General features: G+C 74.4%; 19 protein-coding genes and 1 pseudogene. 11 read left to right on the forward strand and 9 right to left on the reverse strand.

What is annotated here, in order from left to right; translation table 11 throughout:
* The first annotated feature begins 119 nt into the window (after positions 1–119).
* The 4 genes from ABD350_RS02080 to ABD350_RS02095 all read left to right on the forward strand — a co-directional run bounded on the left by ABD350_RS02080 (position 120) and on the right by ABD350_RS02095 (position 3,767).
* Positions 120–1,958, forward strand: coding sequence for an albusnodin/ikarugamycin family macrolactam cyclase (locus ABD350_RS02080; protein WP_344345831.1), 1,839 nt, complete (start codon positions 120–122; stop codon positions 1,956–1,958).
* A complete protein-coding gene (locus tag ABD350_RS02085) occupies positions 1,942–2,247 on the forward strand; it encodes a PqqD family protein (protein WP_344345833.1) in 306 nt (101 codons plus the stop codon). Before ABD350_RS02080 ends, ABD350_RS02085 begins: the two co-directional genes overlap by 17 nt.
* Before the next feature lie 5 nt (positions 2,248–2,252).
* Positions 2,253–2,666, forward strand: coding sequence for a lasso peptide biosynthesis B2 protein (locus ABD350_RS02090; RefSeq protein ID WP_344346398.1), 414 nt, complete (start codon positions 2,253–2,255; stop codon positions 2,664–2,666).
* A 90-nt stretch (positions 2,667–2,756) separates the two neighbouring features.
* Complete coding sequence (locus ABD350_RS02095) at positions 2,757–3,767, forward strand: protein-L-isoaspartate O-methyltransferase family protein (protein ID WP_344345835.1); 1,011 nt, start codon at positions 2,757–2,759, stop codon at positions 3,765–3,767.
* A gap of 97 nt (positions 3,768–3,864) precedes the next feature.
* On the opposite strand, the gene ABD350_RS02100 is transcribed toward ABD350_RS02095, so the two are convergent.
* Positions 3,865–4,281, reverse strand: a complete 417-nt coding sequence (locus tag ABD350_RS02100) for a hypothetical protein (RefSeq protein WP_344345837.1) — start codon at positions 4,279–4,281, stop codon at positions 3,865–3,867.
* Positions 4,282–4,359: 78 nt separating this feature from the next.
* On the opposite strand from ABD350_RS02100, the gene ABD350_RS02105 reads away from it, so the two are divergent.
* On the forward strand, positions 4,360–4,770 hold the full coding sequence (locus ABD350_RS02105) for a hypothetical protein (RefSeq protein ID WP_344345839.1): 411 nt from the start codon (positions 4,360–4,362) through the stop codon (positions 4,768–4,770).
* Between the two features lie 150 nt (positions 4,771–4,920).
* On the opposite strand, the gene ABD350_RS02110 is transcribed toward ABD350_RS02105, so the two are convergent.
* Positions 4,921–8,136 carry a Tn3 family transposase gene (locus ABD350_RS02110; RefSeq protein WP_344345841.1) on the reverse strand — a complete coding sequence of 1,072 codons (3,216 nt, stop codon included), beginning with the start codon at positions 8,134–8,136 and terminating at the stop codon, positions 4,921–4,923.
* Between the two features lie 196 nt (positions 8,137–8,332).
* On the opposite strand from ABD350_RS02110, the pseudogene ABD350_RS02115 reads away from it, so the two are divergent.
* Positions 8,333–9,792, forward strand: a pseudogene (locus ABD350_RS02115) (membrane-associated oxidoreductase).
* Positions 9,793–9,823: 31 nt separating this feature from the next.
* On the opposite strand, the gene ABD350_RS02120 reads toward ABD350_RS02115, so the two are convergent.
* The 4 genes from ABD350_RS02120 to wecB are packed head-to-tail and all read right to left on the reverse strand — an operon-like array spanning position 9,824 to position 15,570.
* Positions 9,824–12,031, reverse strand: a complete 2,208-nt coding sequence (locus ABD350_RS02120) for a glycosyltransferase (RefSeq protein WP_344345843.1) — start codon at positions 12,029–12,031, stop codon at positions 9,824–9,826.
* Positions 12,028–13,842, reverse strand: coding sequence for a hypothetical protein (locus ABD350_RS02125; RefSeq protein WP_344345845.1), 1,815 nt, complete (start codon positions 13,840–13,842; stop codon positions 12,028–12,030). Before ABD350_RS02125 ends, ABD350_RS02120 begins: the two co-directional genes overlap by 4 nt.
* The gene (locus ABD350_RS02130) at positions 13,842–14,489 is read right to left on the reverse strand and encodes a class I SAM-dependent methyltransferase (protein WP_344345847.1); all 648 of its coding nucleotides are present in this window, start codon (positions 14,487–14,489) and stop codon (positions 13,842–13,844) included. The genes ABD350_RS02125 and ABD350_RS02130 overlap by 1 nt, the downstream gene beginning before the upstream one ends.
* Positions 14,482–15,570 (reverse strand): non-hydrolyzing UDP-N-acetylglucosamine 2-epimerase, encoded by a 1,089-nt coding sequence (gene wecB, locus ABD350_RS02135; protein ID WP_344345849.1) that lies wholly within the window; start codon positions 15,568–15,570, stop codon positions 14,482–14,484. The genes ABD350_RS02130 and wecB overlap by 8 nt, the downstream gene beginning before the upstream one ends.
* A gap of 141 nt (positions 15,571–15,711) precedes the next feature.
* On the opposite strand from wecB, the gene ABD350_RS02140 reads away from it, so the two are divergent.
* From ABD350_RS02140 to ABD350_RS02150, 3 genes are read left to right on the forward strand one after another with little or no spacing between them, the layout of a single operon-like run.
* Positions 15,712–17,166 carry a glycosyltransferase gene (locus tag ABD350_RS02140; protein ID WP_344345851.1) on the forward strand — a complete coding sequence of 485 codons (1,455 nt, stop codon included), beginning with the start codon at positions 15,712–15,714 and terminating at the stop codon, positions 17,164–17,166.
* A 49-nt stretch (positions 17,167–17,215) separates the two neighbouring features.
* Positions 17,216–18,529 (forward strand): nucleotide sugar dehydrogenase, encoded by a 1,314-nt coding sequence (locus tag ABD350_RS02145; RefSeq protein WP_344345853.1) that lies wholly within the window; start codon positions 17,216–17,218, stop codon positions 18,527–18,529.
* 47 nt (positions 18,530–18,576) lie between these two features.
* On the forward strand, positions 18,577–19,704 hold the full coding sequence (locus tag ABD350_RS02150; protein WP_344345855.1) for a glycosyltransferase: 1,128 nt from the start codon (positions 18,577–18,579) through the stop codon (positions 19,702–19,704).
* A gap of 382 nt (positions 19,705–20,086) precedes the next feature.
* Here ABD350_RS02150 and ABD350_RS02155 read toward each other — a convergent pair whose 3' ends face one another.
* Positions 20,087–20,677, reverse strand: coding sequence for a TetR/AcrR family transcriptional regulator (locus ABD350_RS02155; RefSeq protein ID WP_344345857.1), 591 nt, complete (start codon positions 20,675–20,677; stop codon positions 20,087–20,089).
* Positions 20,678–20,781: 104 nt separating this feature from the next.
* On the opposite strand from ABD350_RS02155, the gene ABD350_RS02160 reads away from it, so the two are divergent.
* Positions 20,782–21,678, forward strand: coding sequence for an NAD(P)-dependent oxidoreductase (locus ABD350_RS02160; protein WP_344345859.1), 897 nt, complete (start codon positions 20,782–20,784; stop codon positions 21,676–21,678).
* 36 nt (positions 21,679–21,714) lie between these two features.
* Here ABD350_RS02160 and ABD350_RS02165 read toward each other — a convergent pair whose 3' ends face one another.
* Positions 21,715–22,155 carry a PPOX class F420-dependent oxidoreductase gene (locus ABD350_RS02165; RefSeq protein WP_344345861.1) on the reverse strand — a complete coding sequence of 147 codons (441 nt, stop codon included), beginning with the start codon at positions 22,153–22,155 and terminating at the stop codon, positions 21,715–21,717.
* A gap of 126 nt (positions 22,156–22,281) precedes the next feature.
* Here ABD350_RS02165 and ABD350_RS02170 point away from each other — a divergent pair, with 126 nt between their 5' ends.
* Positions 22,282–23,505 (forward strand): serine hydrolase domain-containing protein, encoded by a 1,224-nt coding sequence (locus ABD350_RS02170; protein WP_344345863.1) that lies wholly within the window; start codon positions 22,282–22,284, stop codon positions 23,503–23,505.
* A gap of 43 nt (positions 23,506–23,548) precedes the next feature.
* Here the strand turns inward: ABD350_RS02170 and ABD350_RS02175 are convergent.
* Positions 23,549–23,796 (reverse strand): FAD-dependent oxidoreductase (locus tag ABD350_RS02175; protein ID WP_344345865.1); only part of this gene is annotated, 248 nt, incomplete at its 5' end.

Below are 23,796 nucleotides of genomic sequence, written 5' to 3' on the forward strand. Positions count from 1 at the left end.
CCACGCCCTGACCCCGGCAAGGAGGCGCCGGGCCTGCTTCGTTCTCGTGCTGGGGCACGAGGGCGGGCGGCCCGGCGCCTTCGCCTTTCGACACGCATGGAGGAAGGAGAGGTGCACCGATGAGGTGGAGCGCGGGGTGGTACGGGGCCGCCGGGAGCGACCGGCGGCCCGCCGGAGGCCGGGCGGTGCCCGGCCTGGACAGCATGTGGACGTGCGGGTGGCCGACGGCCCGGATCAGTGCGGTGGGCGACGAGTGGGCGGCACTGGCGGTGATCGGCGAGTGCGGCGCCGACGAGACCCAGCTGCGCGACGCGCTGCCGGTCGTACGGGCGAAGGGCTGGCGGGCGCTGACCCGCTGGCCCGGCTCGTACCTCGTCGTCGCCCGCAGCGGCGAGACGCTGGCGGTCATCGGGGATCTCGCCGGGCAGCACCCGGTGTACTACCAGACCGACGCGGCTGGCACGTGGTGGGCGACCGCCGCGTCCGCGCTCGCGGCGCTGGACGGCGCCCCGGTCGACGTGACCGCGCTCGCCGCCCACCTGGCCTTCGGGCAACCCGATGTACTCGCCGGCCGAAGCCTGTTCCGCGACGTCGCGCGGGTGCCCGGCGGGCACCTGCTGCTGCTCGGCCCCGACGGGGCGGCGGTGGAGCGGTACGAGCCGGTCTCCTACCCGCGGGTGGACCTGCGCGAGCAGGCGCCGGTGGTGCGGGCCGCGCTCGCCGAGGCTGTTGCCGCACGGATCGACGGCCGGTCGGTCAGCTCAGACCTGGCGGGGCTGGACTCCACCACGCTCGCCTGCCTGGCCGCCCAGCGGGGGCCGGTGGCCGCGGTGACGTTCGCCGACGAACGCCTGCGTGCCGACGACCTCGCGTTCGCGGCCCGCACCGCGGCCACCGTGCCGGGGCTCACCCACCATACGGTCCCCGGCTCCGCGGGCACGGTGTACTACGCGGGCCTTGACGACTTGTCCGCCCTGCCGGTCACCGACGTCCCGAACGCGTACGCGGTCACCGCCTCGATCAAGCGGGCCGTCCTGGACACGGTCGCCGCGAACACCCCAGGCCCGGGGGTGCACTTCACCGGCGCGGCCGGCGACGCGGTCCTGTCCGCCCCCTCCTCCTACCTCGCGGATCTGCTGCGCGAGCGGCGGCACCGCCGGGCCTTGCAGCACGCCCTCGCTCACGCCCGCCTGCGGCACACCTCCGCCTTCCACGTACTCGCCCGCGTCCGCCCGGCCTCCCGGATCGACCTGGCCGGGGCGTGGTGGCACACGGCCGCCGAACTACGGGGCCCGGCCCGGGACTGGATTCCGCAGGCCCAGCGCCCGCTCGCCTGGACGCCGCTGCTGGCCTCCGCGGACTGGATGACCCACGGCGCCCGGCTGATGCTCGCCTCCGCCCTGGACGAGGCCGCAGGCGCGCTCGCCGACGCCCCGGCCCGGCTGGCCGAGTGGTCCGATCAGCAGGACCTCGCGCGGGTCGGTGCGGACACCGCCGGGTGGCGGACGCTCGCGCTCGCCGGGCACGGCATCGATCTGGCCGTCCCGTTCCTCGACAACGAGGTGATCCGCGCCTGCCTCGCCGTGCCCGCCGACGAGCGCGGCGCCCCTGGCGCCTACAAGCCGCTGCTCGACGCGGCGTTCACCGGCAGCCGGGTCGTGCCCGGCTTCGTGCTGGCCCGTACGACGAAGGGCGGGTTCAACGCCCTCGCGTACGCGGGCCTGCGCGACAACGCGCCCGTTCTGAGGGACCTGCTGGGGCCGTCGTCGCAGCTGGCCGCGCTCGGGCTGGTCACCGAACAGCCCGTCGCCGACGCGCTCGCCCGGGCCGCGGCCGGGCAGCCCACCGCCCAGGGCGCCCTGCATCTGGTGGTGGCCGCCGAGGTGTGGCTGCGGCAGCACCACGCCGCCCGGGCGGCGTGGTGGGAGGAGGTGAGCGGCCGTGTGGCGGCTGCGTGAGACCGCCCACCCCGTGCTCACCGACGAGGGCGGCGCGATCCTCAGCGAGCAGACCGGCCGCTGGGCCTACCTGACGCCGTCCGCGTCGGCCGCAGTGATGCTGCTACTCGCCTCCACCAGCCAGGAGGAGGCCGCCGCCCGGTTCGCCGAGCGGTACGGCATCGGCGCCGGGCAGGCCGCCGCCGACGTCCGTACGGTCGCCGAGACACTGGCCGCGCAGGGCCTCGCTCACGACGGGGAAGCGGCGGCCCAGCCGGGCCGTCGCTGGTGGAAGGGGTGGCGGTCGTGACCAGCATGGAGGCGTACTCCACTATCCGGACCGGCACGTATCCCGAGCGCCTGGCCGCCGCGGCCGGGCTCGCGCTCGCCCTGGTCCTGCTCAAGCTGCCGTTCCGGCACACCGTCCGCGCCGCACGTCTCGCCCGCCGCCTGGGCCGGCGCGAGCTCGACGCGGCCCGGGCCGAGAACCTCGTCGGCGCCGTACGGCACACCGCCCGCTGGTGGCCCGGACGGGCCGCCTGCATGGAGACCTCGCTGGGCGCCGTGCTCGCCGCCGCCCTGCTCGGCCGCCGTCTCGACTGGTGCCTCGGGGCCCGGTTCGCCCCGCCGCCGGTCGAGTACCACGCCTGGGCCGAGCTGCCCGGGCACGGCCCCGTCGGCGAGTACACCGCCGCCGGATGGCACCACCACACCGCCCTCACGATCTGACCCGCCAGCCGTTCGCCCGGGCGCGTGTCCTTCACCCGCCCGGAGCAGTTGTCGCATACGAGTGCCCTTAGCCCCTCGAAGGAGTGAGCAGTGACCGCCGTCGCCGACGCCGCCACGACTGTCCCCGAACGCCACTACACCCACCACGACGGCCGCGGCTCCACCCCGCACCGCTCCAACCCGGTCGTGATCCACCGCGAGCTCACCACCCTCGACGTCCACGGCGGCATGAACGTCGTCGAGTTCGGCACCGGCTCCGGCTACTCCGGCGCGCTGCTCGCCGAGCTCGTCGGCCCCACCGGCACGGTGACCAGCCTCGACATCGACGCCTACCTCGTGCGCTGGGCGAACCTCATCCACCACGAGCGCGGCCTCGACCACATCCGCTGCCACGTCGCCGACGGCACCGCCGGCTTCCCCGAGCGCGCGCCGTACGACCGGATGGTGGCCTGGTGCACCCCGCCGCTGCTGCCCAAAGCATGGGTGGACCAGGCCGCCGACGGCGGCCTGATCGTCGCCCCTCTCCCGATCGCGACCGTGCCCAACATGACGGTCGTCGCCAAGATCCGCGTGAGCGGCGGCGAGCCGGCCGTCGAGGCCGTGTTCACCGGCGGGTACATCGAGGCGACCGGCTCCCCGAAGGACAACCTCGACCTGCCCGGCCGGTGGGTGGACTGGGAGAACCGCACCCCCGCCCCGTCGTGGATCTCCATCGCCTGGCGCGAGCGCGACGACCACCTCCACACCGGCGCCCGCACCGCGCTCGCCCGCCTGCTCAAGGACGCCCACACCGAGCCGTACGACGGGGGCGAACTCAACTGGCCGTCCTGGCGGACCTTCGCCGCCCACCTCGCCGACCCACAGCTCACCATGGCCGGGCTCACCCCGGACCTGTGGGCCATCGGCCACTCCACCCCGACCACGGCCGCCGTCCTCCAGCAGGACGGCACGATCCTCGCCGACCGGCCCGACTCCCCGTCCCTCACGGTCCTGCGCCACTGGCTGACCGCCTGGGAGGCCGCCGGACGCCCCGCCCCCGATACCTACACCCCCGCCCTCGCCCGCGGCGCGGACGGCTGGCACCTGCGCCTGTCCCGATAGACCGGCAGGCCGCCACCGACTCAGGGGCCCGGGCGGGGAGCGTGACGGCCCCCGCCCGGGCCCCTGGCCTTCTCCGACCCGCTGGGCCGCGCGAAGGTCACCCGGAGGTGGCCGCGCGCAGGTAGGCGCGGGCGAAGCGGGCCGCCGGCTCCACCAGCGGCGCCGCCCCGGCCACGTCACCGAGCTCCTCGGCCCGGTCCTCGAACGACGCCGTGGTCTCCAGCCAGGCCGCCAGCAGCGTCGCGGCCTGCGGGTCCAGCGCGGCAATGTGCGACGCCGCCCCCAGCGCCCGCGCGTGCGTATGCCGCTGCGGATGGTCCGGGTAGGCGAACGAGGCGAGGACGCTGCCGCTCACGGTGCCGTCCGGCTCGACGTTCTCCGGCGTAAAGGCGGCCAGGACCAGCGCGCCTGTCTCGTCCTGGTCCACCATCCACCGCTCGTCGGGAGACGCGGCGGCCTCGGCCGCGCGGCGCCGGATGAGCGCCGCGGCCTCCCGCAACAGGCCCGCCGTCATCGCGCTCCCTCCGCCGGGCCCGTGACGGCTCTATTCTCGCCCGCCGCCCCACCGGCCGCCCGGGCGTACGGTGGGGACATGGCCGGGCGGGTACGCCGCTGCGCGTACATCTTCTGCACCGAGCCGCTGCCGGTGACCTCCCGCAGCGACAAGCGGTTCTGCTCGCCCGCGTGCAAGCAGGCGGATCGCCGGTGGCGCCGCCACCAGGCCGAGGCCGTCGCCATCGGCCTCTGGTACCGCCTGGGCATCGAGACCGAGCACGTCGTGCGCTGCCCGGCGTGCGGGAAGCGCTTCGCGCTCGGGCACGGCCACCGCCGGGATGCGGTGTACTGCGGGCCCGCGTGCCGCCAGGCCGCCTACCGCGAGCGCAAGCGGGTACGCGAAGCCATCACCACCCCTTCGAATGTGACGGCTCCCGGTACCCGCTCCACGCGCCTGACCAGCGAAAAGACCCTGGAACTCGTGGGGGCGGCCCGTACTGCGGCGTGACGGCCGTCTACGGGTTCCAGTCGTACGCCTCGTCATCCTCCCACCCGGCGTCCCGGTCGTCGTCGCTGAGCAGGTCGTTGATCTCGTCCTCGGTGAGGACGTCGCGCACATCGTCCATGGACCTCATGATGCCGACTGGGCTCCCGCGGTTCAGGCGGCCGTGCTGAAGCCGGCCGCGGCCGGGTCCGTCTCACGCAGCGGGGTGAAGTCGACGTCCAGCTTCGGGTCGTACGCTTCGGGCTGGATGCCGAGCTCGTGCGTGCTGTACTCGCCGAACCGGTTGATGTGCTCGGTCAGGTACGGCGAGATGTGCGCCAGGTCCTCCGGCTCGATCGTCCACCCCTCCTCCAGCAACTGACGGACGATCTCCGCGATGTCCAGGGCGTTGTGGAAGATCACCGCGTTCGTGAGCAGCGCGTTGAACTTCATCGCCTTCTCCTGCTCGACCGGGTCGTTGTCGGCGATGACACCGCGGTTGCCGAAGCCGACCCACTGCGAGAACCGGTTGAACGACTCGACCTTGTTCGTCGCCGCCGTCACCCGCCGCCGCAGCGGCGCGTCGGTGAGGTAGCGCAGCAGCTGCACGGTGCGGATCACGCGGCCGACCTCGCGGAAGGCGGTGTACGTGGCGTTCTTCCGCGACCCGGACCGCAGCCGCTTCAGCAGCGTGGACGAGGAGATCGCGCCTTCCCGCACGGAGACGGCCACCCGCATCAGGTGCCGGAACTGCGACTCGATCAGGTCCCAGTCGATCACGTTCTTACCCACTTCGCCGAACAGGGCGTCGATGTGCACGTACTCGCTCTGCCTGCTGGGCCGGTAGAAGGTCGCGTCCTTCCAGTTGCGGATGCGGGGCATCAGGTCGAAGCCCAGCAGATGGGCGAGTGCGAACACCGGGAAGGACTGGCCCTGGGTGTCGGCGTGGACCGTGGTGGGCTTCACCTCGCTCGTGTTCTTCAGCAGGCCCTCGATGATGTAGACGGCCTCCCACACCCCGCACGGGATGAAGTGCGTGAACAGCGCGATGTAGGTGTCGGAGATGTGGTGGTAGGCGATCCCGCCCGGCTTGCCGTACCGCACAGAGGTCTCGGCGAGCAGGTTGTCGAGGTAGGTGTCCATGTGCGTGCCGTCCGCGGCCACCGCGGTGCCGTCGCCCCACGCCTGGGAGATGTCGAGCTGGGCGTGCGCGTTGACCAGGTCGGCGATCGCCTCGTTCAGCAGCACGATCGAGAAGTGCCGGTTCGCCGTGTACGACAGCTCATGGCCCGAGACACCGGGGATGTGCCGGGCGGCCTCGTACGGGCCCATGTTCGTGCCCTTCACGAACGTCGTGATCACGTAGCGGCCGAAGGGGTCGGCCAGCTTCGGCTCGTTACCCGAGGCCGGACCGAAGCGCCGCCACCACTCCACCCAGTACGCCGTACGGGCCAGGATGCCCATCAGCGACCGCTCCGGCATCCTCGCCTTGATCTCCTCCTCCAGCCGCTTCGCCGACGGCCGCTGTCCCTCCGAACGGTGCGGCTTCAGCGACGGGATGCCCGTCTCCGGGTCGATGACCAGGCCCTCGTTGTCCGGGTAGCCGGCGTCCGCCGCCGCGGCGGCATCCCGCAGCTTGTCCTCCAGCTGCCGGCGGAAGAACCCAGCGTCGAACTCAGCCGCCTCGCCCTCCTCGGCGAGGCCGACATCCACCAGGTAGTCGCCCAGCTTCTCCTGGACGGCCTCCCAGGCAAGCAGTTGCTTGGACCAGTCGGCGTACTCCTCCGAGCCGACCACCGCCACGTCGCCCGTGCGCAGTTCCTCCGCCAGAGCGGTGAACACCATCGCCTCGAAGTGCTTGCGGACGAACTGCCCCGGCCGGGTCTTGTCCAGCACGGCCTTGCGCCAATTCTGCGTGGCGAAGGAGATGTCCACCTGCCTGCCCTCCTCATTGAAGGCGGTGATGTACTCCCCGCGCGCCGCCTGGTGCCGCTGGGCGTGCGCGAGCGCGTCCAGCACCCGCCCGTCCTCCGAGGTCGCGGTGAACTCCAGCTTCCCGGCGAGGTCGAACATCACCGCCCGGTCCCGGCCGATCTGCCCGTACAGCAGCACCTCCCAGAAGTTTCCGTGATGGGCGGAGACCTTCTCGATCTGCTCGTACTGCTTGTCGAACCCGCCGAACTCCTCCACCGTCCTCGTGACCGCGCCGAGCCCGCCGGCCTGCACGCTCAGGGCCTTGGCCAGGGCAAGCAGCGCCGGAGAGACCTCCCCGTCCAGCCGCCTGGCCACCTCATCGAGCGGCGCCGCCTCGTCCAGGCCGTCCAGAGCCGCCCTCGCCTCTGCGGTCATCGCCGCGGCCTTGACGAGCGCGGCCTGGGCGGGACCGCCCTCGTCGATGTCCTTCAGTACGGTGCGGTAGTTCCCGATCAGGGCCTCGACGATCTCCCGCTCGGCCAGCCGGATCTCCTCCAGCTCCACCTTCGCCTTCTTGATCTTCGTCGCCACCCGCTTGCAGAACATCATCGCCAGGTCGTCACGGACCCGCATCCGGGCCTTGTGCACCAGACAGGCCACCAGCGCGATGCGCTTGACGGGCTTGTGGTCCCGCAACTCCGCCACGTCGGCGGCATCCGCCTCCCCGGCGAAGTCCGTAACCTTCCCCGCAGCGACGCCCTCCACCCACACGTCCGTGCCCCCGAGACCGTCCAGCCACTCCAGGCGGCTGGTCAGGCGCTTGAAGTGCGACCAGCTCGGTCCCTGCGCGGGCTTCTTCAGCCGGTTGAACAGCGTCGTGCCGCCGCCGTCGCGCTCCTCCAGCAGCCGCTCCAGTCCCGTCCGCTCCACCGGACTGATCCGGCAGTGGATGCCGTCACAGATCGCGGTGTTCACCTCGCGGCGGATCTTCGAGGCCATGGCGTCGAAGGTGGAGAACGCCGGCAGCTCCAGCCCGGCCTCCACCACCTTCTCCAGCGCGATGTTGATCAGGTCCGCCGGGCGGTTCTTCGACGCGGCCTCCTTGCGGATCGACTCCTCGGCGATCCGCCGGGCGCGGGCCTGGTCGTAGGCCACGCCGACCCGCTGCCGTACCAGGCCCCGGTGATTCTTCATCGTCTTCGCCGCCCGGTACACCGGCAGCGTGCCCTCCGGCAGCTCCACCGCCCGCCGCACGAACTCCGCCACCGCCTCCGGGATGTCCTCCACCTTCGGGAAGCACCCCATGCGCTGATACGACTTCAGCGTCAGCAGCAGGGCCAACAGATGCTCATCACTGTCCGTACGGTCGGCGGCCCACTGAAGCTCATCGCGCGTCGGCGAGAAGAACAGATGCAGCTCATGCGCGGTGATCAGCCGCTTGAACCGCGGATACGCGGTCCGTTCGATCGAGGTCACAACCCACCCCAGGCCCCAGACGACGGTCAACATCACCACCAACGACACTGAGCCGAACGGGTGACGGGCCAGGCGGTCAGGACTTCAAGATCATCCCGTGGTCCCTTTTGGGCTTACCTCGGCGATACCCCAGCGTGACGGCCGCCGTCACAGCGGAGATTGACAGCCGGTTCGGTGCCGGGTCAGAGTCCGGCTGGTGGAGATCGACGAGCTGACGGCGGCCGAGCAGCGGGTGTGGCGGGCGTTTCCGCGGGGGGAGCGCGTGGACTTCCGGGAGGCCGGTGAGGATCCCGCCGACGCGGCGGGGTGGGGGCCGAACGGACCGTGCGGGCGGGGGTGTTGCGGGCGCTGCTGCTCGACGGGCCGTGCCGGGACGGGGAGATACCGTCGCTGAGCGTGGTGGGTGCCCGGATCACCGGGCGGCTCGATCTGCAGTACGCGACGATCGACCACCCGGTGCGGCTGCGCCACTGCCACTTCGACGAGGCCCCGCGCTGCTACGCCGCCCGGCTGCGGGAGCTGAACCTCAGCGAGTCCGTGCTGCCCGGCCTGGTCGCCCACGCCGTGCACGTGGACGGGGTGGTGCGGCTGACCCGCGCCCGGTGCCACGGCACGGTGCGCCTCGGCGGCGCCCGGATCTCCGGCAGCCTGTACCTGGAGGGCGCCGAGGTGGCCGCGCCCGGCGCCGAGGAGCCGGTGCTCCAGCTCAACCAGGCGGTGCTGGGCGCCGACCTGTGGGCGCCGGGGCTGCGCACGCACGGGCAGATACGGCTCAACGGCGCGAGCGTCGCCGGGTCGTTGAACCTCAACGAGGCCCGGCTGGGCAACCCCGGGCAGGCCGCGCTCGACGCGGAGACGCTCGCCGTCGCGGGGGACATGCTGGTCCGGGCCGCCGAGGTGCGCGGCTGGACGGGCCTGCGCGGCGCCCGGATCGCGGGACGGCTCGACCTGTCGTACACCCTGCTGTCGCATCCGGGCGGTACGGCGCTGCGGGCGGGCAGCTCCACCATCGGCGAGCTGTGGCTGCGCAAGAGCCCGCCGATGGAGGGCGCCCTCAATCTGCGCCGCGCCCAGCTCGATGTACTGCTGCTGGAGCCGGGGTCGGTGCCCAAGACGGTGCTGCTCGGCGACCTGACGTACACCTCGCTCGTCCCGCACGAGCCGGCCGAGCGTCGGCTGCCCATGCTCCAGCGGGAGCGCGACGGGTATGTCCCGCACGCCTACGAGCAGTTGACGGCAGCCTACCGGCGGGTCGGCGACGATCACGCGGCCCGGCTGGTGCAGCTCGCCAAGCAGCGCCGGCACCGGCACACGCTGCCCTGGTACGGGCGGCTGTGGGGCCTGGTCCAGGATGTCACCGTCGGCTACGGCTTCCGTCCGCTGCGGGCCGCCGGCTGGCTGCTGTCGCTGCTCGCGCTCGGCTCGCTGGCCTTCGCGCTGCACCCTCCGCGTCCGCTGAAGGCGGGCGAGGCGCCGCCGTTCCACCCGGTGTTCTACACGCTCGACCTGCTGCTGCCGGTGATCTCCTTCGGGCAGGACTCCGCGTTCGCGTCGCGCGGCGGCTACCAGGTGCTGGCGTACGTGCTGGTGCTCACCGGGTGGATCCTGGCGACGACGGTGATCGCCGGTGTGACCCGCACGGTCAGCCGCCAGTGAGGCCGGGCGCCGCGCGGGTCGCTCCGCGCGGTCAGCCGTCCGTGACCCGGCCGGTGACCAGGAGGTCCGTCCAGGCCGCCGCCACCCGGTCCAGCGCGTAGGTGCGGCGTACCTGGGAGCGGGCCGTCTCGCCGGCGGCCCGCCAGGTCTCCCCGTCGGCGCCGAGCCCGGCGATCGCCTCGGCCATCGCCCGCGGGCCGGCGTGGATCCACCGCCGGTCGTAGATCTCGTCGGCGCCGGGCCAGGGCAGCAGCGCGGGCACGGCGCCGGAGGCCATGCCCTCGGCCGGGGCGAGGTGGAAGGACTCGTCGTCGCTGGTGGACAGCACATGCCCGACACGGCGCAGCCAGCCGGCCACGTCGGCGCCGAAGTCGTCGAAGACGACGGCCCCTTCCAGCAGCGGGGAGGTCTGGACGCGGCGCAGGATCGCCTCGTAGTGCGCGCGTTCCTCCGGCTTGTTCCAGATCCACCAGTACTCCCACGGTGGCTTGGACTTGACCGACAGCTGCCAGCGCCGGTCCTCGGCCCGCAGCAGTTCGAGGACGTCCAGGCCCAGGTCGAGGCGTTTGCGGCCGGGCGCAATGCCGATCATGCCGAGCCGGAACCGGGCGCCGGGCGCCTTGGGCCGGTCGAGCTGGTCGGCGTCGACCCAGTTGGGCACGGTGACGACCTTCGTCGCGGGCCAGCCGGTGTGCTCCAGGGTGCGGCGGGCGTAGTAGGGGCTGACGCAGACGACCCGGTCGACGGCGTCGATGTCGACCTGGCGCGGCCATTCGGCGTCGAGTTCGAAGCGGTGCAGGCGGATCACCAGCCGGCTGCCGCGCCGTTTGTGGCGGCTGTACCAGACGGCGGCCGGGCCGCACCACTCGACCACCACCACGTCGGCCCAGTCGGCGAGGTCGCGGCTCGCGGCGTGGTCGTGCCGGGCCAGCGCGGGCCAGGCGTCCACCCGGACGTCGAGTCCGGGCAGGGCGCGGAAGTGGTCCAGCAGCCGGGTGAGGAACTTCAGGTCGTGGCCGGCGACGCCGACCCGCAGCGGGCGGGAGCGGTGGGTGATGGCGGGGGGCGCGGGCGGGAAGGCCCGGGTGAGGTGGGCGCGCCAGCGGCCGGCGGCGGCCGTCAGGGTGTAGCGGCTCGCGGCCTGCCGGCAGCGGTCGGCGGCGAGCCGGCGGGCCTCGGGGTCGCGGGCGGCGCGGGCCACGGCCTCGACGGCGTCCTCGGTTCCGGCCCGGCCGGGGACGTAGAGGGGGTAGTCGGTGCCCAGCAGCGCCTCGTGGGCGGGCGTGCGGTTGAGCACGACGGGCAGGCCGAGGGCGCCGAACTCCAGGACTTTCGTGGAGAGTTCGAGGCTGGCGTCGAGCCGGGGGTCGCGCCAGCCGAGGCCGAGGTCGCAGCCGGCGGCGATGCGCATGGCCTCCTCGCGGGGCCGGCCGCCGTGGTGCCGGACGCCCGGGGTGGAGCCGTGCAGGGCCCGGTACATGGCCTCGTGGAACTCCGGGTGGCCGGGGTCCTCGTGGATCTTGTCGCCGACGGTGTGGAGTTCGGCCCGGATGCCCCGCTCGGCCAGCAGGGCGGGCAGCCGGGTCATGGGCAGGGTGTTCCACAGCGGGGCGAACTTGCCGGTGTAGACGAGCCGCAGCGGATCGTGCGGCCGGTCGTGGTCCGGCACCGGGAAGCCGGGTTCCGGCACGGCGGGCGGGCAGAGCACGCTGCGGCCGCAGGCCTGGGGCACCCAGGTCTCCAGGAAGCAGCGCAGTTCCTCGGTCTGGCACAGCAGCAGCCGGGAGGCGGCGGCGATCCGGCCGAGGTCGCCGCGGGCCCGCCCGGTCATCCCGGCGGCGGACTGCGGGATGTCGGTGAGGTAGGCCCAGATCCGTCCGTCGAAGTGGCCGTCGGCGACGACCTGGCCGACGATCCGGCGGCCGCGCAGCACGATCAGGTCGCAGGGTTCGTCCCGGTCGAGCCGGGTGAGCAGGCGGGACGCCTGCACCGGGGACAGGGGCCGGCCGGCCTGGCCCGGGACCAGCCCTTCCTCGGCGGGCCTGACCACGCTCACCCCGGGCAGCCCGGCCAGCGGATCGGTCAGCCGGCCGGTGTGCACCGGCGACTTCAGCACCAGCCGGGTCTCGCATCCGGCCAGGGACAGCGCCTGCACGGTCGACTGGGCCCAGACGGCGGAGCCGTCGATGAGGTTGAGGTCCACGTCGCCGTAGACCAGGGCCCGGATCACTCGGCTCATGACGGTTCCTTCCCGCGCACGGCGAACAGTCGGTATCCCCGGCCGCACCAGCTCTCGGGCGGCGCCCCCGAAAGGTGCACGGACCGGCGGACCAGCAGCGGCCGGCGCAGTTCCGGGACGAAGGTGTAGTCGGCGCCGCCGGCCGCGTGGCCCAGCGCGTCGGCGCCCGAGTACTCCTGGGCGCACATCAGGTCCAGCAGCAGGGTGTCCGGGCGGTCCTGGGTGAGGTCGGTCCAGTCGGCGACCCAGGCCGCGGTGGGCGGTCCGGTGCGCAGCGCGACACCCGCTGCGTCGAGTTCGTCCAGGCCGGCCGGGTCGGGGACGACCACCTCGGCGGGGCGGTGCTGCTGGCCCAGCACCTGTGCGACGAGCACGGCCACCTCGTGCCGGTCGCGGGGGGCGGCGAGCACGGCGACCCGGCGTTCGGTCAGCGGATCGGGCGCGCCGACCAGCCGGGCCAGCTCGGCCAGCCGGACCCGGGTGCTGTCCCACTGGAAGGCCTCCCGCAGCCGCTCCCGGGTGTCCTCGCCGGCGTCCAGCCGGGACAGCCGTACCCCGGTGTCGGCGTCCAGGACGGCGTCCCAGGCCAGCTGGGCGAGGCCGGGCGCGGCGGACGCCGGGGCGTCCCGCCACAGCACGGCCGACCGGCCCAGCGCCCGTGCCTCGGTGAGGAGTGCGGCCAGCCGCCGGTCGAGGTCGGGGGCGGCGCCGGTGCCGGTGAGCGCCCAGGGGCCGTGCCCGGTGCACGCGCTGAGCTGGACCACGACCGCGTCGGGGTCGGTGCGCCGTACGAGCAGGGGGCCGTCGTGCGGGAGCGGCCGGTTCACCACGGCGTCCGCCGCGAAGTCCTCGGCGGTCTCGTCGGTGAGCACGCCGGTGATCACCAGCCGGTCGCGGGGGGTGGCGGCGAACGCCCGGTGTACGAGGTGGAGGCGGTCGTCGGCGGCTCCCGGCGCGGTGCCGGCGGCGGGCCGGGCGGCGGGCGCGGGTTTGCGCGCGGAGCGCGTCCGCCACAGCCCGTACAGCTCGCGGGGCAGTCCGGGGATCTCGCGCCGGGGCGAGCGGGCCGCCGACACCAGGGCCCGGCCCACCTTCAGGGAGGTGGAGCCCTCCAGCATGGTCACCCGTGCCTGGAGGATTTGGACCCGGTCGCGGGCCTGGCGCAGGGCGGAGGCCAGCTGCTCCTTCTCCCGTACGGTGGCGGACAGCCGGTCGGCGAGCCCGTCCTCGCGGACGGCGTCCCGGGCGCGTTCGGCCTCCTCGGCCCGGCGTTCCAGGTCCTGGCGGCGGGCGCGCAGGGTGCGGGCGGCGAGGTCGGCGAGGACGTACTCGTCGGCCATCCGCAGGGTGGTGGCGAAGCCGTCGGAGGGCACCGGGCGGCCGAACCAGTCGTGCGGGGGCAGGAGTTCGTCGGCGGCGAGGCGGGTGAACACCGCGCCCGCGTGCAGGTGGACGTAGTCGAGCGGGGCGGCGCGCAGCACCTGGCAGCGCTGGGTCACCAGGTCGTCCAGCAGCCGGTGCCAGGGGGGTTCGGGGCCGGGGTGGCCGAACAGCAGCACGCCGCGGGCGCCGGGCCGCAGCCGGCGCAGTACGGCGAGCAGGGCGTCCTCGGTGCCGTGTACGGCGGGGTCGGGCCCGTCGGACAGGAGCACCAAGTCGCCCTCGCCGAGGTCGCTTCGTCCGTCGTCATGGCGGACGGTGACGCCGTCGGGGAGGTGGAGGTAGGGGGCGGTGCGCAGGCCGGGGCCGGTCGCGTCGACCACCGTGGTGACGCCGTCCAGGTGCGGGTGGAGCAGATCGGTCAGGCGCATCAGCGGATCCTCGTGAAGACGTGGAAGCCGGCTTCGACCTCGCGGAAGCCGTAGGGCCGGAACTCGGTGTGCCGCAGGCCGAGGGGTTCGAGGACGGCGCGGTAGCCGGCCGCGGGCCGGTACCGGATACGGCCGTCGCGGGCCCGGGGTACGGGTGTGTCCGCGTCGGTGACGATCAGCCGGCCGGTGAGGCGCACCAGGGAGGCCAGGTTGCGCAGGGCCGCCGCCCACTCGGTGTCGTCCCGCAGGTGGAAGAGCACGTCGACGCAGAGCACCACGTCGTACGGCCACGGGCTGCGCCACTCGTCGAGCCGGGCGCGGGCGTAGCGGGGGCCGTCGTCTGCGGCGCGGGCCCGTTCGATCGTCTCCTCGCCGGCGTCGATGGCGTCGACGCGGTGGCCGCAGCGGTGCAGGGCGCGGGCGAAGTACCCGTGGCCGCAGCCCGCGTCGAGCACGTACAGCGGGGCTGCCGGGGAGTGGAGGTCGCCGATGACGGCGAGCAGGGTGCCGAGCCGGAGGGCGTAGAACAGTTCGTTGCCGGCCCGGTCCAGGTCCGGGTGGCCGCCGGCGGCCGGCCCGTCCTGCTCGCGGAGGGGGGCGTCCCCGTGGGCGAGGGGGACGTCGGGCTCGAGGGCGGCGTCAGTCATGGTGCTCCAGCCACTGGGTGATCAGGCGGGCTATCCGGGGGCCGGCCTTGCCGTCCCACAGCGGCGGTCCCTCCGCGGGCGCGGCCGGGGCGCCGTCGAGTGCCTTGCACAGGGCGGGCACCAGTTCGCCGGGGGCGACCAGGCGGTTGGTGCCGTGGGTGACGGTGATGGGGCGTTCGGTGGTGGTGCGCAGCGTCAGGCAGGGCACGCCGAGCACGGTGGTCTCCTCCTGCACCCCGCCGGAGTCGGTGATCACGGCGGCGGCGCCGCGCACCAGGCTCATGAACTCGACGTAGCCGAGGGGTTCGAGGAGGTGCACGCCGGGTGCGCCGTCCAGTCCGGCGGCGCGCAGCGCGTCCCGGCCGCGCGGGTGCAGCGGGACGGCGAGGTCCAGGTGGCGGGCCGCCTCGGTGAGCGCGCGGGCGGCGGCGCGGGCGGCCCCGGGGTCGTCGACGTTGGCGGGGCGGTGCAGGGTGACGACGCCGTAGCGTTCGGGCAGTGCGTGCGCGGCGCGGGCGGCGGCCGGGTCGAACAGGTCCAGGTGGCTGAGCAGGGTGTCGATCATCGGGTTGCCGACGAAGTGCACCCGGGCCGGGTCGGCGCCCTCGCGGGCGAGGTGGCCGACGGCCTCCGGGCTGGTGGCGAACAGCAGCCCGGCGAGCTGGTCGACCAGGCGCCGGTTGACCTCCTCCGGCATCGCCATGTCGAAGCTGCGCAGCCCCGCCTCGACATGGGCGACGGGCAGTCCCAGCTTGGCGGCGGCCAGGGCGGCGGCCAGGGTGGAGTTGACATCGCCGTAGACCACGACGAGGGCCGGGGCGCGCGCGATCAGCTCGGCCTCCAGGGCCACCAGCAGGTCGGCGGTCTGTCCGGCGTGGCTGCCGGAGCCCACGCCGAGGTCGGTGTCCGGCCGGGGCAGCCCCAGCTGGCGGAAGAACACCTCCGACATCCGGGCGTCGTAGTGCTGTCCGGTGTGCACCAGGGTCTGGTCGCAGCCTGCCGACCGGAGCGCGGCGACGACCGGGGCCGCCTTGACGAAGTTGGGCCGGGTGCCGACCACATGGAGTACTGGGCCGTTCATGACGCCGTTCATGTCCTCGCCTTCCGCGGGCGGTCGCACAAGGGGCAGCACTCGGGAGACGAGGGGAGCGTCCTGCCCCGGCCGGCGCGGCGCGCGGTCGCGTCCGAGGCGCCGCGCGCCGCGTCGGCCTACCGTGGCGGCATGTCCCGTCGTATCCCCCGCGCTGTCAGTCTGGCCGCATCCGTGGCCTGGGGCGAGTTGCGCCAGGACCCCGCGCGGGCCGCGCTGCTGGGCCTGCGGCTGCTGCCGGCGGGGCTGCGGCGCCGGGTGCGGCCGGTGGAGCGGTGGCTCGGCGGCCGGGCCCGGCGGGCCGGACCGGGCGCGCTGCCGTCGGCCGTTCGGGTGAGCGCGCCCGCCGGGCGGCCGGTGCGGCCGGTGCCGGGCCGGGTGCTGCACCTGGTGACCAACTCGCTGCCGTTCGCCCACGCCGGCTATACCGTGCGCACCCAGAAGCTCGCGGAGGCGCAGCGGGCCGCCGGGCTCGATCCGCACGTGGTGACCCGGATCGGGTTCCCGGTGGTGCGGGGCGTGCTGGACGCCGGTCCGCTCCAGCTGGTGGGCGGGGTGCCGCAGCACCGGCTGCTGCCGTGGTGGCTGCCGTACGGGCAGGGCCCGGCGCTGGCCCGCAACGCCGAGCTGGCGGGGCGGCTGGTGGAGCGGCTGCGGCCCGCCGTGCTGCACGCGGCCACCGACCACGGCAACGGGCGGGTGGCCCTGGCCCTGCGCGAGGTCTACGGCCTGCCGGTGGTGTACGAGGTGCGGGGCTTCCTGGAGGAGACCTGGCTGAGCCAGGACCCGGCGCGCACTCCCGCGGACCCGGTCTACCGCGGGCGGCGGGAGCTGGAGACGGACTGCATGCGCCGGGCCGATCTGGTGCTGACGCTGGGCGCGGCGATGAAGGCCGAGATCGTGGCGCGCGGGGTGCCCGGGGAGCGGGTGCTGATCGTGCCGAACGCCGTGGACGGGGCGTTCCTGGCGCCGCCGCCGGACGGGGCCGCGGTGCGGGCCCGCCTCGGGATCGCCCCGGACGCGTATGTGGTGGGCACGGTCGGCAGCCTCACCCCGCACGAGGGGATCGGCACATTGCTCCATGCGGGTGTACGGCTGCGGCGGCGTGGGGTGCCGTTGCGGCTGCTGATCGTCGGGGACGGACCGGAGCGGGCGCGGCTGGAGCGGCTGGCCGCCCGGCTGGGCCTGGCCGACGACGGCACCGCCGTGTTCACCGGCCGGGTCCCGCACGCCCAAGTCCGGGACTTCTACGCCGCGTTGGACGTGTTCGCGGTGCCGCGCACAGACGCCCGGGTGTGCCGTCTGGTGACCCCGCTCAAGCCGGTCGAGGCGATGGCGGGCGGGCTTCCCGTGCTCGCCAGCGATCTCCCCGCGCTACGGGAACTGGTCGAACACGAGGTGAACGGACGGCTGATTCCTGCTGAATCACCACAGGCTTGGGCGGATGAACTCGAAAGGGTGCTTTACAGTCATAAGCGACGGCTCGAATGGGGAGCCGCCGCCCGCGCGAGGGTCGCGCGGGAACGCACCTGGGACCGGGTCGCCACGACGACCCGTGAGGCGTATCGCTCGCTGGGCTGCCTCTGACGCCCCGCGAACCCCCACCAGTGCAGCCGCGAAGGCCGGGTGAATCCCTATGCAGGTCGAACAGGCCCCCTCGTTCGGGGACAAGGAAGAGCCGCACCCCTACGGCACCGTGGAACTCGCCGTGATCGGACTCGGATACGTCGGACTGCCGCTGGCCCGCGAGGCGGCCTCGGTCGGCCTGCGCGTCGTGGGCCTGGACCGTGACCCACGGGTCGTCGCGGGCCTCAACTCCGGCCGCTCACACGTCGGCGACGTCTCCGACGAGGAGGTGCGCCGGATGCGGGCGGCCGGTTTCACCGCGACCACCGACGACGCCTGCCTGGCGGGCGCGCAGACCGTGGTGATCTGCGTGCCGACCCCGCTCGGCGAGGACGGCGGGCCCGATCTGGGTGCGGTCGTCTCGGCCACCCGCGCGGTGGCCGGCCGGCTGCGCCCCGGACAGCTGGTGGTGCTGGAGTCGACCACCTACCCGGGCACCACCGAGGAGGTCGTACGGCCGCTGCTGGAGGAGTCCGGGCTGCGGGCCGGCAAGGACTTCGCCCTCGCCTTCTCGCCCGAACGGATCGACCCCGGCAACACCCAGCACGGGCTGCGCGACACCCCGAAGGTGGTCGGCGGCTGCACCGCGTCCTGCGCGGTGCGCGCGGTCGCCTTCTACGCCAAGTTCGTGAACATGGTGGTCCAGGCGAAGGGCACCCGCGAGGCCGAGATGGCCAAGCTGCTGGAGAACACCTACCGGCACGTGAACATCGCGCTGGTCAACGAACTGGCCATCATCAGCCGCGAGTTGCACGTGGACGTCTGGGACGCGATCCGCTGCGCGGGCACCAAGCCCTTCGGCTTCCAGGCCTTCCGGCCCAGCCCCGGGGTGGGCGGGCACTGCATCCCGATCGACCCCAACTACCTGTCGTACAAGGTGCGTTCGTCACTGGGGTACGACTTCCGGTTCGTCGGGCTGGCCCAGGAGATCAACCGGCGGATGCCGGAGTACGTGGTGCGCCGCGCCCAGGACCTGCTCAACTCCGCCGGCCGTCCGCTGCACGGCTCCCGGGTGCTGCTGCTCGGCGTCACCTACAAGCCGGACGTCGCCGACCTGCGCGAGACCCCGGCGGAGCCGGTGGCCCGGCTGCTGCGGGAACGGGAGGCCGCCGTCGCCTTCCACGACCCGCAGGTGCCCCGGTGGTCGGTGGACGGGGTGGACGTGCCCCGCGTCGGCGACCTGACGGCCGCGCTGCGCGAGTACGACCTGACGATCCTGCTCCAGGACCACTCCGCCTACGACCTGCCGGACCTCGCGGACACCGCGCGACTGCTGTTCGACACCCGCGGGCGGATCCACCGGCCCGGCGTCGAAGTGCTGTAGACCCTCGCCACCTCCGTGCGCTTCTCGGGGAGTTGGAAGGCACTGCCATGCGGATACTCGTCGTCACCGTCGTCCACCACCCCGAGGACGCGCGCATACTGCACCGGCAGATCGCCGCGCTGCGCGAGCGCGGCCACGAGGTGGTGTACGCGGCGCCGTTCGCGGCCCGGAGCGCCCTGCCCCGGCCGTACGTCGAGGGGGTGGACCTGCCCCGGGCGGCCGGCCGGGACCGGGGCGCGGCGCTGCGCGCGGCCCGGACACTGCTGGCCGAACGCGGCCCGGCGGCCGATGTGATACTGCTGCACGATCCCGAACTGCTGCTCGCCCTGCCCGGCATCCTGCGCCGGCTGCGCCGGGCCGGGGCGGTGCCGGTCACCGTGTGGGACGTGCACGAGGACACGGCGGCGGCCCTGGCGATGAAGGGCTGGGTGCCCCGGCCGCTGCGTCCCCCTCTGCGCGCGGCGGTGCGGGCGGCCGAGCGGCTGGCCGAGCGCCGGCTGCGGCTGCTGCTCGCCGAGGACGCCTACCAGGACCGGTTCCGGCGCCTCCACCCCGTCGTCCCCAACCTCGCCACCCCGCCGCCCGGGACGCCCCCGCGGCCGGGCGACGACCGGGTGGTCTACCTGGGCCAGCTGTCCCGGGCGCGCGGCGCGCTCGATCTGATCGCCCTGGCGCGGCTGCTGGCCCCCGCCGTGCGGGTCGAGGCGATCGGCACGGCGGACCCCGAGGTGCGCGACGCGCTCGCGGCGGCCGACCGGGAGGGGGTCTTGCGCTGGTACGGCTTCCTGCCCAACGACCGCGCCCTGGCCCGGCTGTCCGGTGCCCTGGCCGGCCTGTCCCTGCTGCACGACCAGCCCAACTACCGGCACTCCCGGCCCACCAAGGTCGTGGAGTACATGGCCCACGGCGTGCCCGTGGTCACCACGCCCACCCCGCTGGCGGCGGAGCTGGTCGAGCGGCACGGGTGCGGGCTGGTGGTGCCGTACCGGGACCCGCCGGCGGCGGCGGCCGCGATACGGCGGCTGGCCGGGGACACCGGGCTACGGCTGCGCGCCGCCCGGCAGGGCCGGGCAGCCGCCGTGTCCGAGCTGAACTGGCGACACCGGGCGGCCGACTTCGTGGACCTGCTGGAGATGTGGGTCAAGGAGGAAACGGCCGGAACGAGCACGGCCTGACCCCACCGGCCGGCCCGGTACACCGGCACACCGCGCAACGGCCCGGGCCCGAGCCACATGACCGCGTGCCGCCCAGCGGACCGGACATGGGGAACGCGGGGCAGCGCCGACAGCGGGCCCGCTCAGCGGCGCACGGCCGCGCGTCCCACAGCGGGCCCGATCAGACACGCAAGGCTACGCCGACAGGAGCCGCGGCCGGCGGCGCACGGCCACACGCCCCGCGGCGGGCCCGGGCAGACACGCAGGGCTGCGTCGACGGCAGGCGCGGTCGGGGGTGTACGGCCGCGTGTCCCGCGGCGGGCCGGGGCAGGGTATGCGCCGGCGCGCCGAGCAGCGGGGCGGGGCCCGGGGCTGTGGTCGGCCGTCGGACGGCAGGACCGCTTCAGGAGCGTGCGGCGGCGTCGAGCAGGGGGCCGAGTTCTCGTACGGCGGTGGTGAGGGGGCCCGTGTCCCGTTCGGCCCGGGCCAGCAGGATCGCGCCTTCCAGGGTGCTGATCATGAGGGTGGCGAGCGGTTCGGCCCGGCCGGGGGGCACCCCCAGGTCGGCCAGGGCCGCGGCGAGCGGCGCGCGCCAGGCCGTGAACGCGGCTGCCGCCGCCCGGCGGGTCGCGTCGGCCGAGGCGGCGCAGTCGACCGTGGCGGCGGCGACCGGGCAGCCCGCCGCGAAGCCGTCCGCCGCGTACTCGTCGGTCCATTGCGCGGCCATCGCCGCGAACAGGCCGCTCGGCGTCGGTTCGTCCAGCCCCGCGAGGAAGCGGGCGATCCGCTTGCCCGCGTACCGGCCGGCCCACTGGACCGCCTCGTTGACCAGCTGTTCCTTGCCGCCCGGGAAGTAGTGCTGGAGGGAGCCGCGCGGTGCGCCGGCGTGCGCGGCGACCTCCCGCATGCCGGTCGCGGCGACACCCTGCCGCCGGATGAGCTGGGCCGCGCTGAAGACCATCCGCTCCCGCGGGCCGGGCCGCGCCTCGGTCATGCGTCGCCTCCGTTTCCCTCGCCCCTCACCCTATGACCGCCGTCATAACCGGCGCTACTATGACGAGTGTCATAAGCGGTGCGCGGCGCGAAGGGCGGCCGGCCATGGACGTCGGATTCATCGGTCTCGGGGTGATGGGCGGGCCCATGGCCCTGCGCCTGGCGCGCGCCGGCACCCCGCTGGTGGTCTGGAACCGGACCCCGCGGCGGGCCGAGCCGCTGCGCGCGGCCGGCGCCGAGGTCGCGGCGGACGCCGCCGAGGTGTTCGCACGGGCCGGAGTGGTGCTGCTGATGCTCGCCGACGAGGCGGCGGTGGACGCGGTCCTCGGCCGGGGCACACCGGAGCTGGCCGCGCGCGTCGCGGGCCGCACCATCGTGCACATGGGCACGACCGCCCCGGAGTACTCCCGCGCGCTGGAGGCGGACATCCACACGGCGGGCGGCCGGTACGCCGAGGCGCCGGTCTCCGGGTCCCGGGTGCCGGCGGAACAGGGGCGGCTGGTCGCGATGCTCGCCGGCGAGGAGGACGCCGTGGCCGCCGCGCGGCCGCTGCTCGCGCCGATGTGCCGGGAGACGTTCGGGTGCGGCGCGGTGCCGGGCGCGCTGCTGATGAAGCTGTCGGTGAACCTCTTCCTGATCACCCAGGTGACCGGGCTGGCCGAGGCGTTCCACTTCGCCGAGCGGCAGGGGCTGGACCGCGGGCTGTTCCTGGAGGTCCTGGACGCGGGCCCGATGGCCAGCGCGGTGTCCCGGATGAAGGCGCCCAAGCTGCGCGAGCGGGACTTCGCGGTGCAGGCGGCGGCGCTGGACGTGCTGAAGAACAACCGGCTGATCGCCGACGCGGCCCGGAACGCCCGCCTCGCCTCCCCGCTCCTGGACGTGTGTCACGCCCTGTTCCGGGAGACGGTGGCCGAGGGCCACGGCGGGGAGGACATGGTGGCCGTCCTGCGGGCGATCGAGACACGGACGGCCGGGGAGCGGGCGGCCACCCGCACGCCGTAGCCGGACGGCCGTACCCCACCGCGCGCCCGCCGCGGGTCAGCCCTTGCGGGGAATGCCGTAGGCGCGCTCGACGTGCAGTCGCAGTACCAGGCGCCGGTCGCGGACCATGGCGGCCCGGAAGTCGTCCCAGTCCGGGTGTTCGCCGAGGACGTCCCGGTACAGCCGTTCCAGTTCCGCCACGGTGTCGTCGCCCGGGTCGGCGGCGACCGGGGTCAGTTCGGCGGTGCCCTCGGCGACGGTGTACGCCCAGCGGTCGGCGCTGGTGACGTGGTACGAGGCGCGCGGGTCCCGGCGCAGATTGCGGGTCTTGGCGCGGTCGTCGGTGACCGAGACCCGGATGATCCGCTCGTCGGGGTAGTAGGCGTGGCTGACGTTGGACAGCTGGGGGCGGCCGTCGCGCCGGAGCGTGACCAGTACACCGCCGTGGCCTTCGGAGAGCAGGCCGAGCAGCGCCTCTCGGGTGGGGTCCTGAGTCATACCCGGTCAACCGGCGCGGGCGCCCCAGGCATTCCCCGCACCACCCTGTTCCGGCCGGTGGTCCTGAGCGACGATGGAAGACGGGACGGACGAGACCGGACGGGCGGACGCGACCGGAGGAGAGCGATGGGACGGCTGCGACAGGACGTCGATCCGGCGGAGGCGGGGCTGGACGCCGGGGCGCTGGAGCGCCTCGACCGGCACTTCGCCCGGTACGTCGACCAGGGGCGGCTGCCCGGCTTCCTGGTGGCGGTGGCCCGCGGCGGCCGGGTCGCCCATCTGACCACGTACGGACTGCGGGACGTGGCGGCCGGGCTGCCGGTCGAACCGGACACGCTGTGGCGGATCTATTCGATGACCAAGCCGGTCACCGCGGTGGCGGTGCTGCTGCTGGTCCAGGACGGCCGGCTGTCCCTGGACGACCGGCTCGACCGCCATCTGCCCGCCTTCGCCGAACCCCGGGTGTACAGCGGCGGTTCGGGCGACGACGTGCGCACCCGCCCGGCCGTCGGCCCGATCCTGATCCGGCATCTGCTCACCCACACCGCGGGCCTGACCTTCGGCTTCTACCACCGCCACCCCGTGGACGCGCTCTACCGCGCGGCGGGCCTGGAGTACTCGGTGCCGCCGGGCAAGGACCTCGCGGAGACCGTCGAGCTGTACGCGCGGCTTCCGTTGCAGTCCGACCCCGGCACTCAGTGGAACTACTCGGTCGCCTCCAATGTGCTGGGCCGGGTGATCGAGGTGGTCTCCGGGCAGCCGCTGGACGCCTTCTTCGCCGACCGTGTCCTCGGCCCGCTCGGCATGATCGACACCGGCTTCCACGTCGAGCCCGGACAGACCGGCCGGCTGGCCGAGTTGTACGGCGAGACGGACCAGGGCGGGATCGAGCCGGTGCCGGGGCTCCCGGTGCGCGGCCGGCCGCTCTTCCTGTCCGGCAGCGGCGGACTGGTCTCCTCCGCCCACGACTACCACCGGTTCATGGAGATGCTGCGCCGGGGCGGCGAACTCGACGGCGTACGGCTGCTGCACCCGGACACGCTCGCCCTGATGATCCGCAACCAGCTGCCCGGCGGGGCCACCCTCCGCTCCTTCGGCGCCCCGGTGCACCGGGAGCCGGGCATGGACGGGCTCGGCTTCGGCTTCAACGTCTCCGTGGTCATCGACCCCGCCCGCACCCTGGCCCCGTCCCACCTCGGCACCTACGGCTGGACCGGCGTGGCCGGCACCGCGTTCTGGGTCGACCCGGCCCACGACCTGACCGTGCAGTTCCTGACCCAGGTGCGCCCGAAGAACCTGAAGGTGTTCCCCGAGCTGCGCCGGCTGGTGCACGAGGCGGTGACCGGCTGAACGCCGCGACGGGGCCCGTGGCGCGGCCGTAGAGGGAGCGCGGTCACACCAGGTTGGCCTCCGGGCGCGGGGCGTCGGCCGCGAACCGGCCGGCGCTCAGGGGGCCGACGTCCAGGAAGGGTGCGCGTTTGAGGTAGAGGTCGCGGATCACCTCGCCGACGGCGGGTCCCTGGAGGAAGCCGTGGCCGGAGAAGCCGGTGGCGTACAGGAACCTGGACACCGCCGACGCCTCGCCGATCAGGGCGTTGTGGTCGGGGGTGTTCTCGTACAGCCCCGCCCAGCCGCCGGTGC

This window comes from Streptomyces nogalater (assembly GCF_039532885.1).
Classification (GTDB): domain Bacteria; phylum Actinomycetota; class Actinomycetes; order Streptomycetales; family Streptomycetaceae; genus Streptomyces; species Streptomyces nogalater.

What these genes read in the sequence shown, in the direction of transcription:
- ABD350_RS02105 (WP_344345839.1), top strand. Translation starts at nt 4,360, where the DNA reads ATGGCCGGGCGGGTACGCCGCTGCGCGTACATCTTCTGCACCGAGCCG.
- ABD350_RS02125 (WP_344345845.1), bottom strand. Translation starts at nt 13,842, where the DNA reads ATGCGCCTGACCGATCTGCTCCACCCGCACCTGGACGGCGTCACCACG.
- ABD350_RS02145 (WP_344345853.1), top strand. Translation starts at nt 17,216, where the DNA reads ATGCAGGTCGAACAGGCCCCCTCGTTCGGGGACAAGGAAGAGCCGCAC.
- ABD350_RS02090 (WP_344346398.1), top strand. Translation starts at nt 2,253, where the DNA reads ATGGAGGCGTACTCCACTATCCGGACCGGCACGTATCCCGAGCGCCTG.
- wecB (WP_344345849.1), bottom strand. Translation starts at nt 15,570, where the DNA reads ATGAACGGCCCAGTACTCCATGTGGTCGGCACCCGGCCCAACTTCGTC.
- ABD350_RS02165 (WP_344345861.1), bottom strand. Translation starts at nt 22,155, where the DNA reads ATGACTCAGGACCCCACCCGAGAGGCGCTGCTCGGCCTGCTCTCCGAA.
- ABD350_RS02080 (WP_344345831.1), top strand. Translation starts at nt 120, where the DNA reads ATGAGGTGGAGCGCGGGGTGGTACGGGGCCGCCGGGAGCGACCGGCGG.
- ABD350_RS02155 (WP_344345857.1), bottom strand. Translation starts at nt 20,677, where the DNA reads ATGACCGAGGCGCGGCCCGGCCCGCGGGAGCGGATGGTCTTCAGCGCG.
- ABD350_RS02140 (WP_344345851.1), top strand. Translation starts at nt 15,712, where the DNA reads ATGTCCCGTCGTATCCCCCGCGCTGTCAGTCTGGCCGCATCCGTGGCC.
- ABD350_RS02160 (WP_344345859.1), top strand. Translation starts at nt 20,782, where the DNA reads ATGGACGTCGGATTCATCGGTCTCGGGGTGATGGGCGGGCCCATGGCC.
- ABD350_RS02150 (WP_344345855.1), top strand. Translation starts at nt 18,577, where the DNA reads ATGCGGATACTCGTCGTCACCGTCGTCCACCACCCCGAGGACGCGCGC.
- ABD350_RS02130 (WP_344345847.1), bottom strand. Translation starts at nt 14,489, where the DNA reads ATGACTGACGCCGCCCTCGAGCCCGACGTCCCCCTCGCCCACGGGGAC.
- ABD350_RS02170 (WP_344345863.1), top strand. Translation starts at nt 22,282, where the DNA reads ATGGGACGGCTGCGACAGGACGTCGATCCGGCGGAGGCGGGGCTGGAC.
- ABD350_RS02120 (WP_344345843.1), bottom strand. Translation starts at nt 12,031, where the DNA reads ATGAGCCGAGTGATCCGGGCCCTGGTCTACGGCGACGTGGACCTCAAC.
- ABD350_RS02100 (WP_344345837.1), bottom strand. Translation starts at nt 4,281, where the DNA reads ATGACGGCGGGCCTGTTGCGGGAGGCCGCGGCGCTCATCCGGCGCCGC.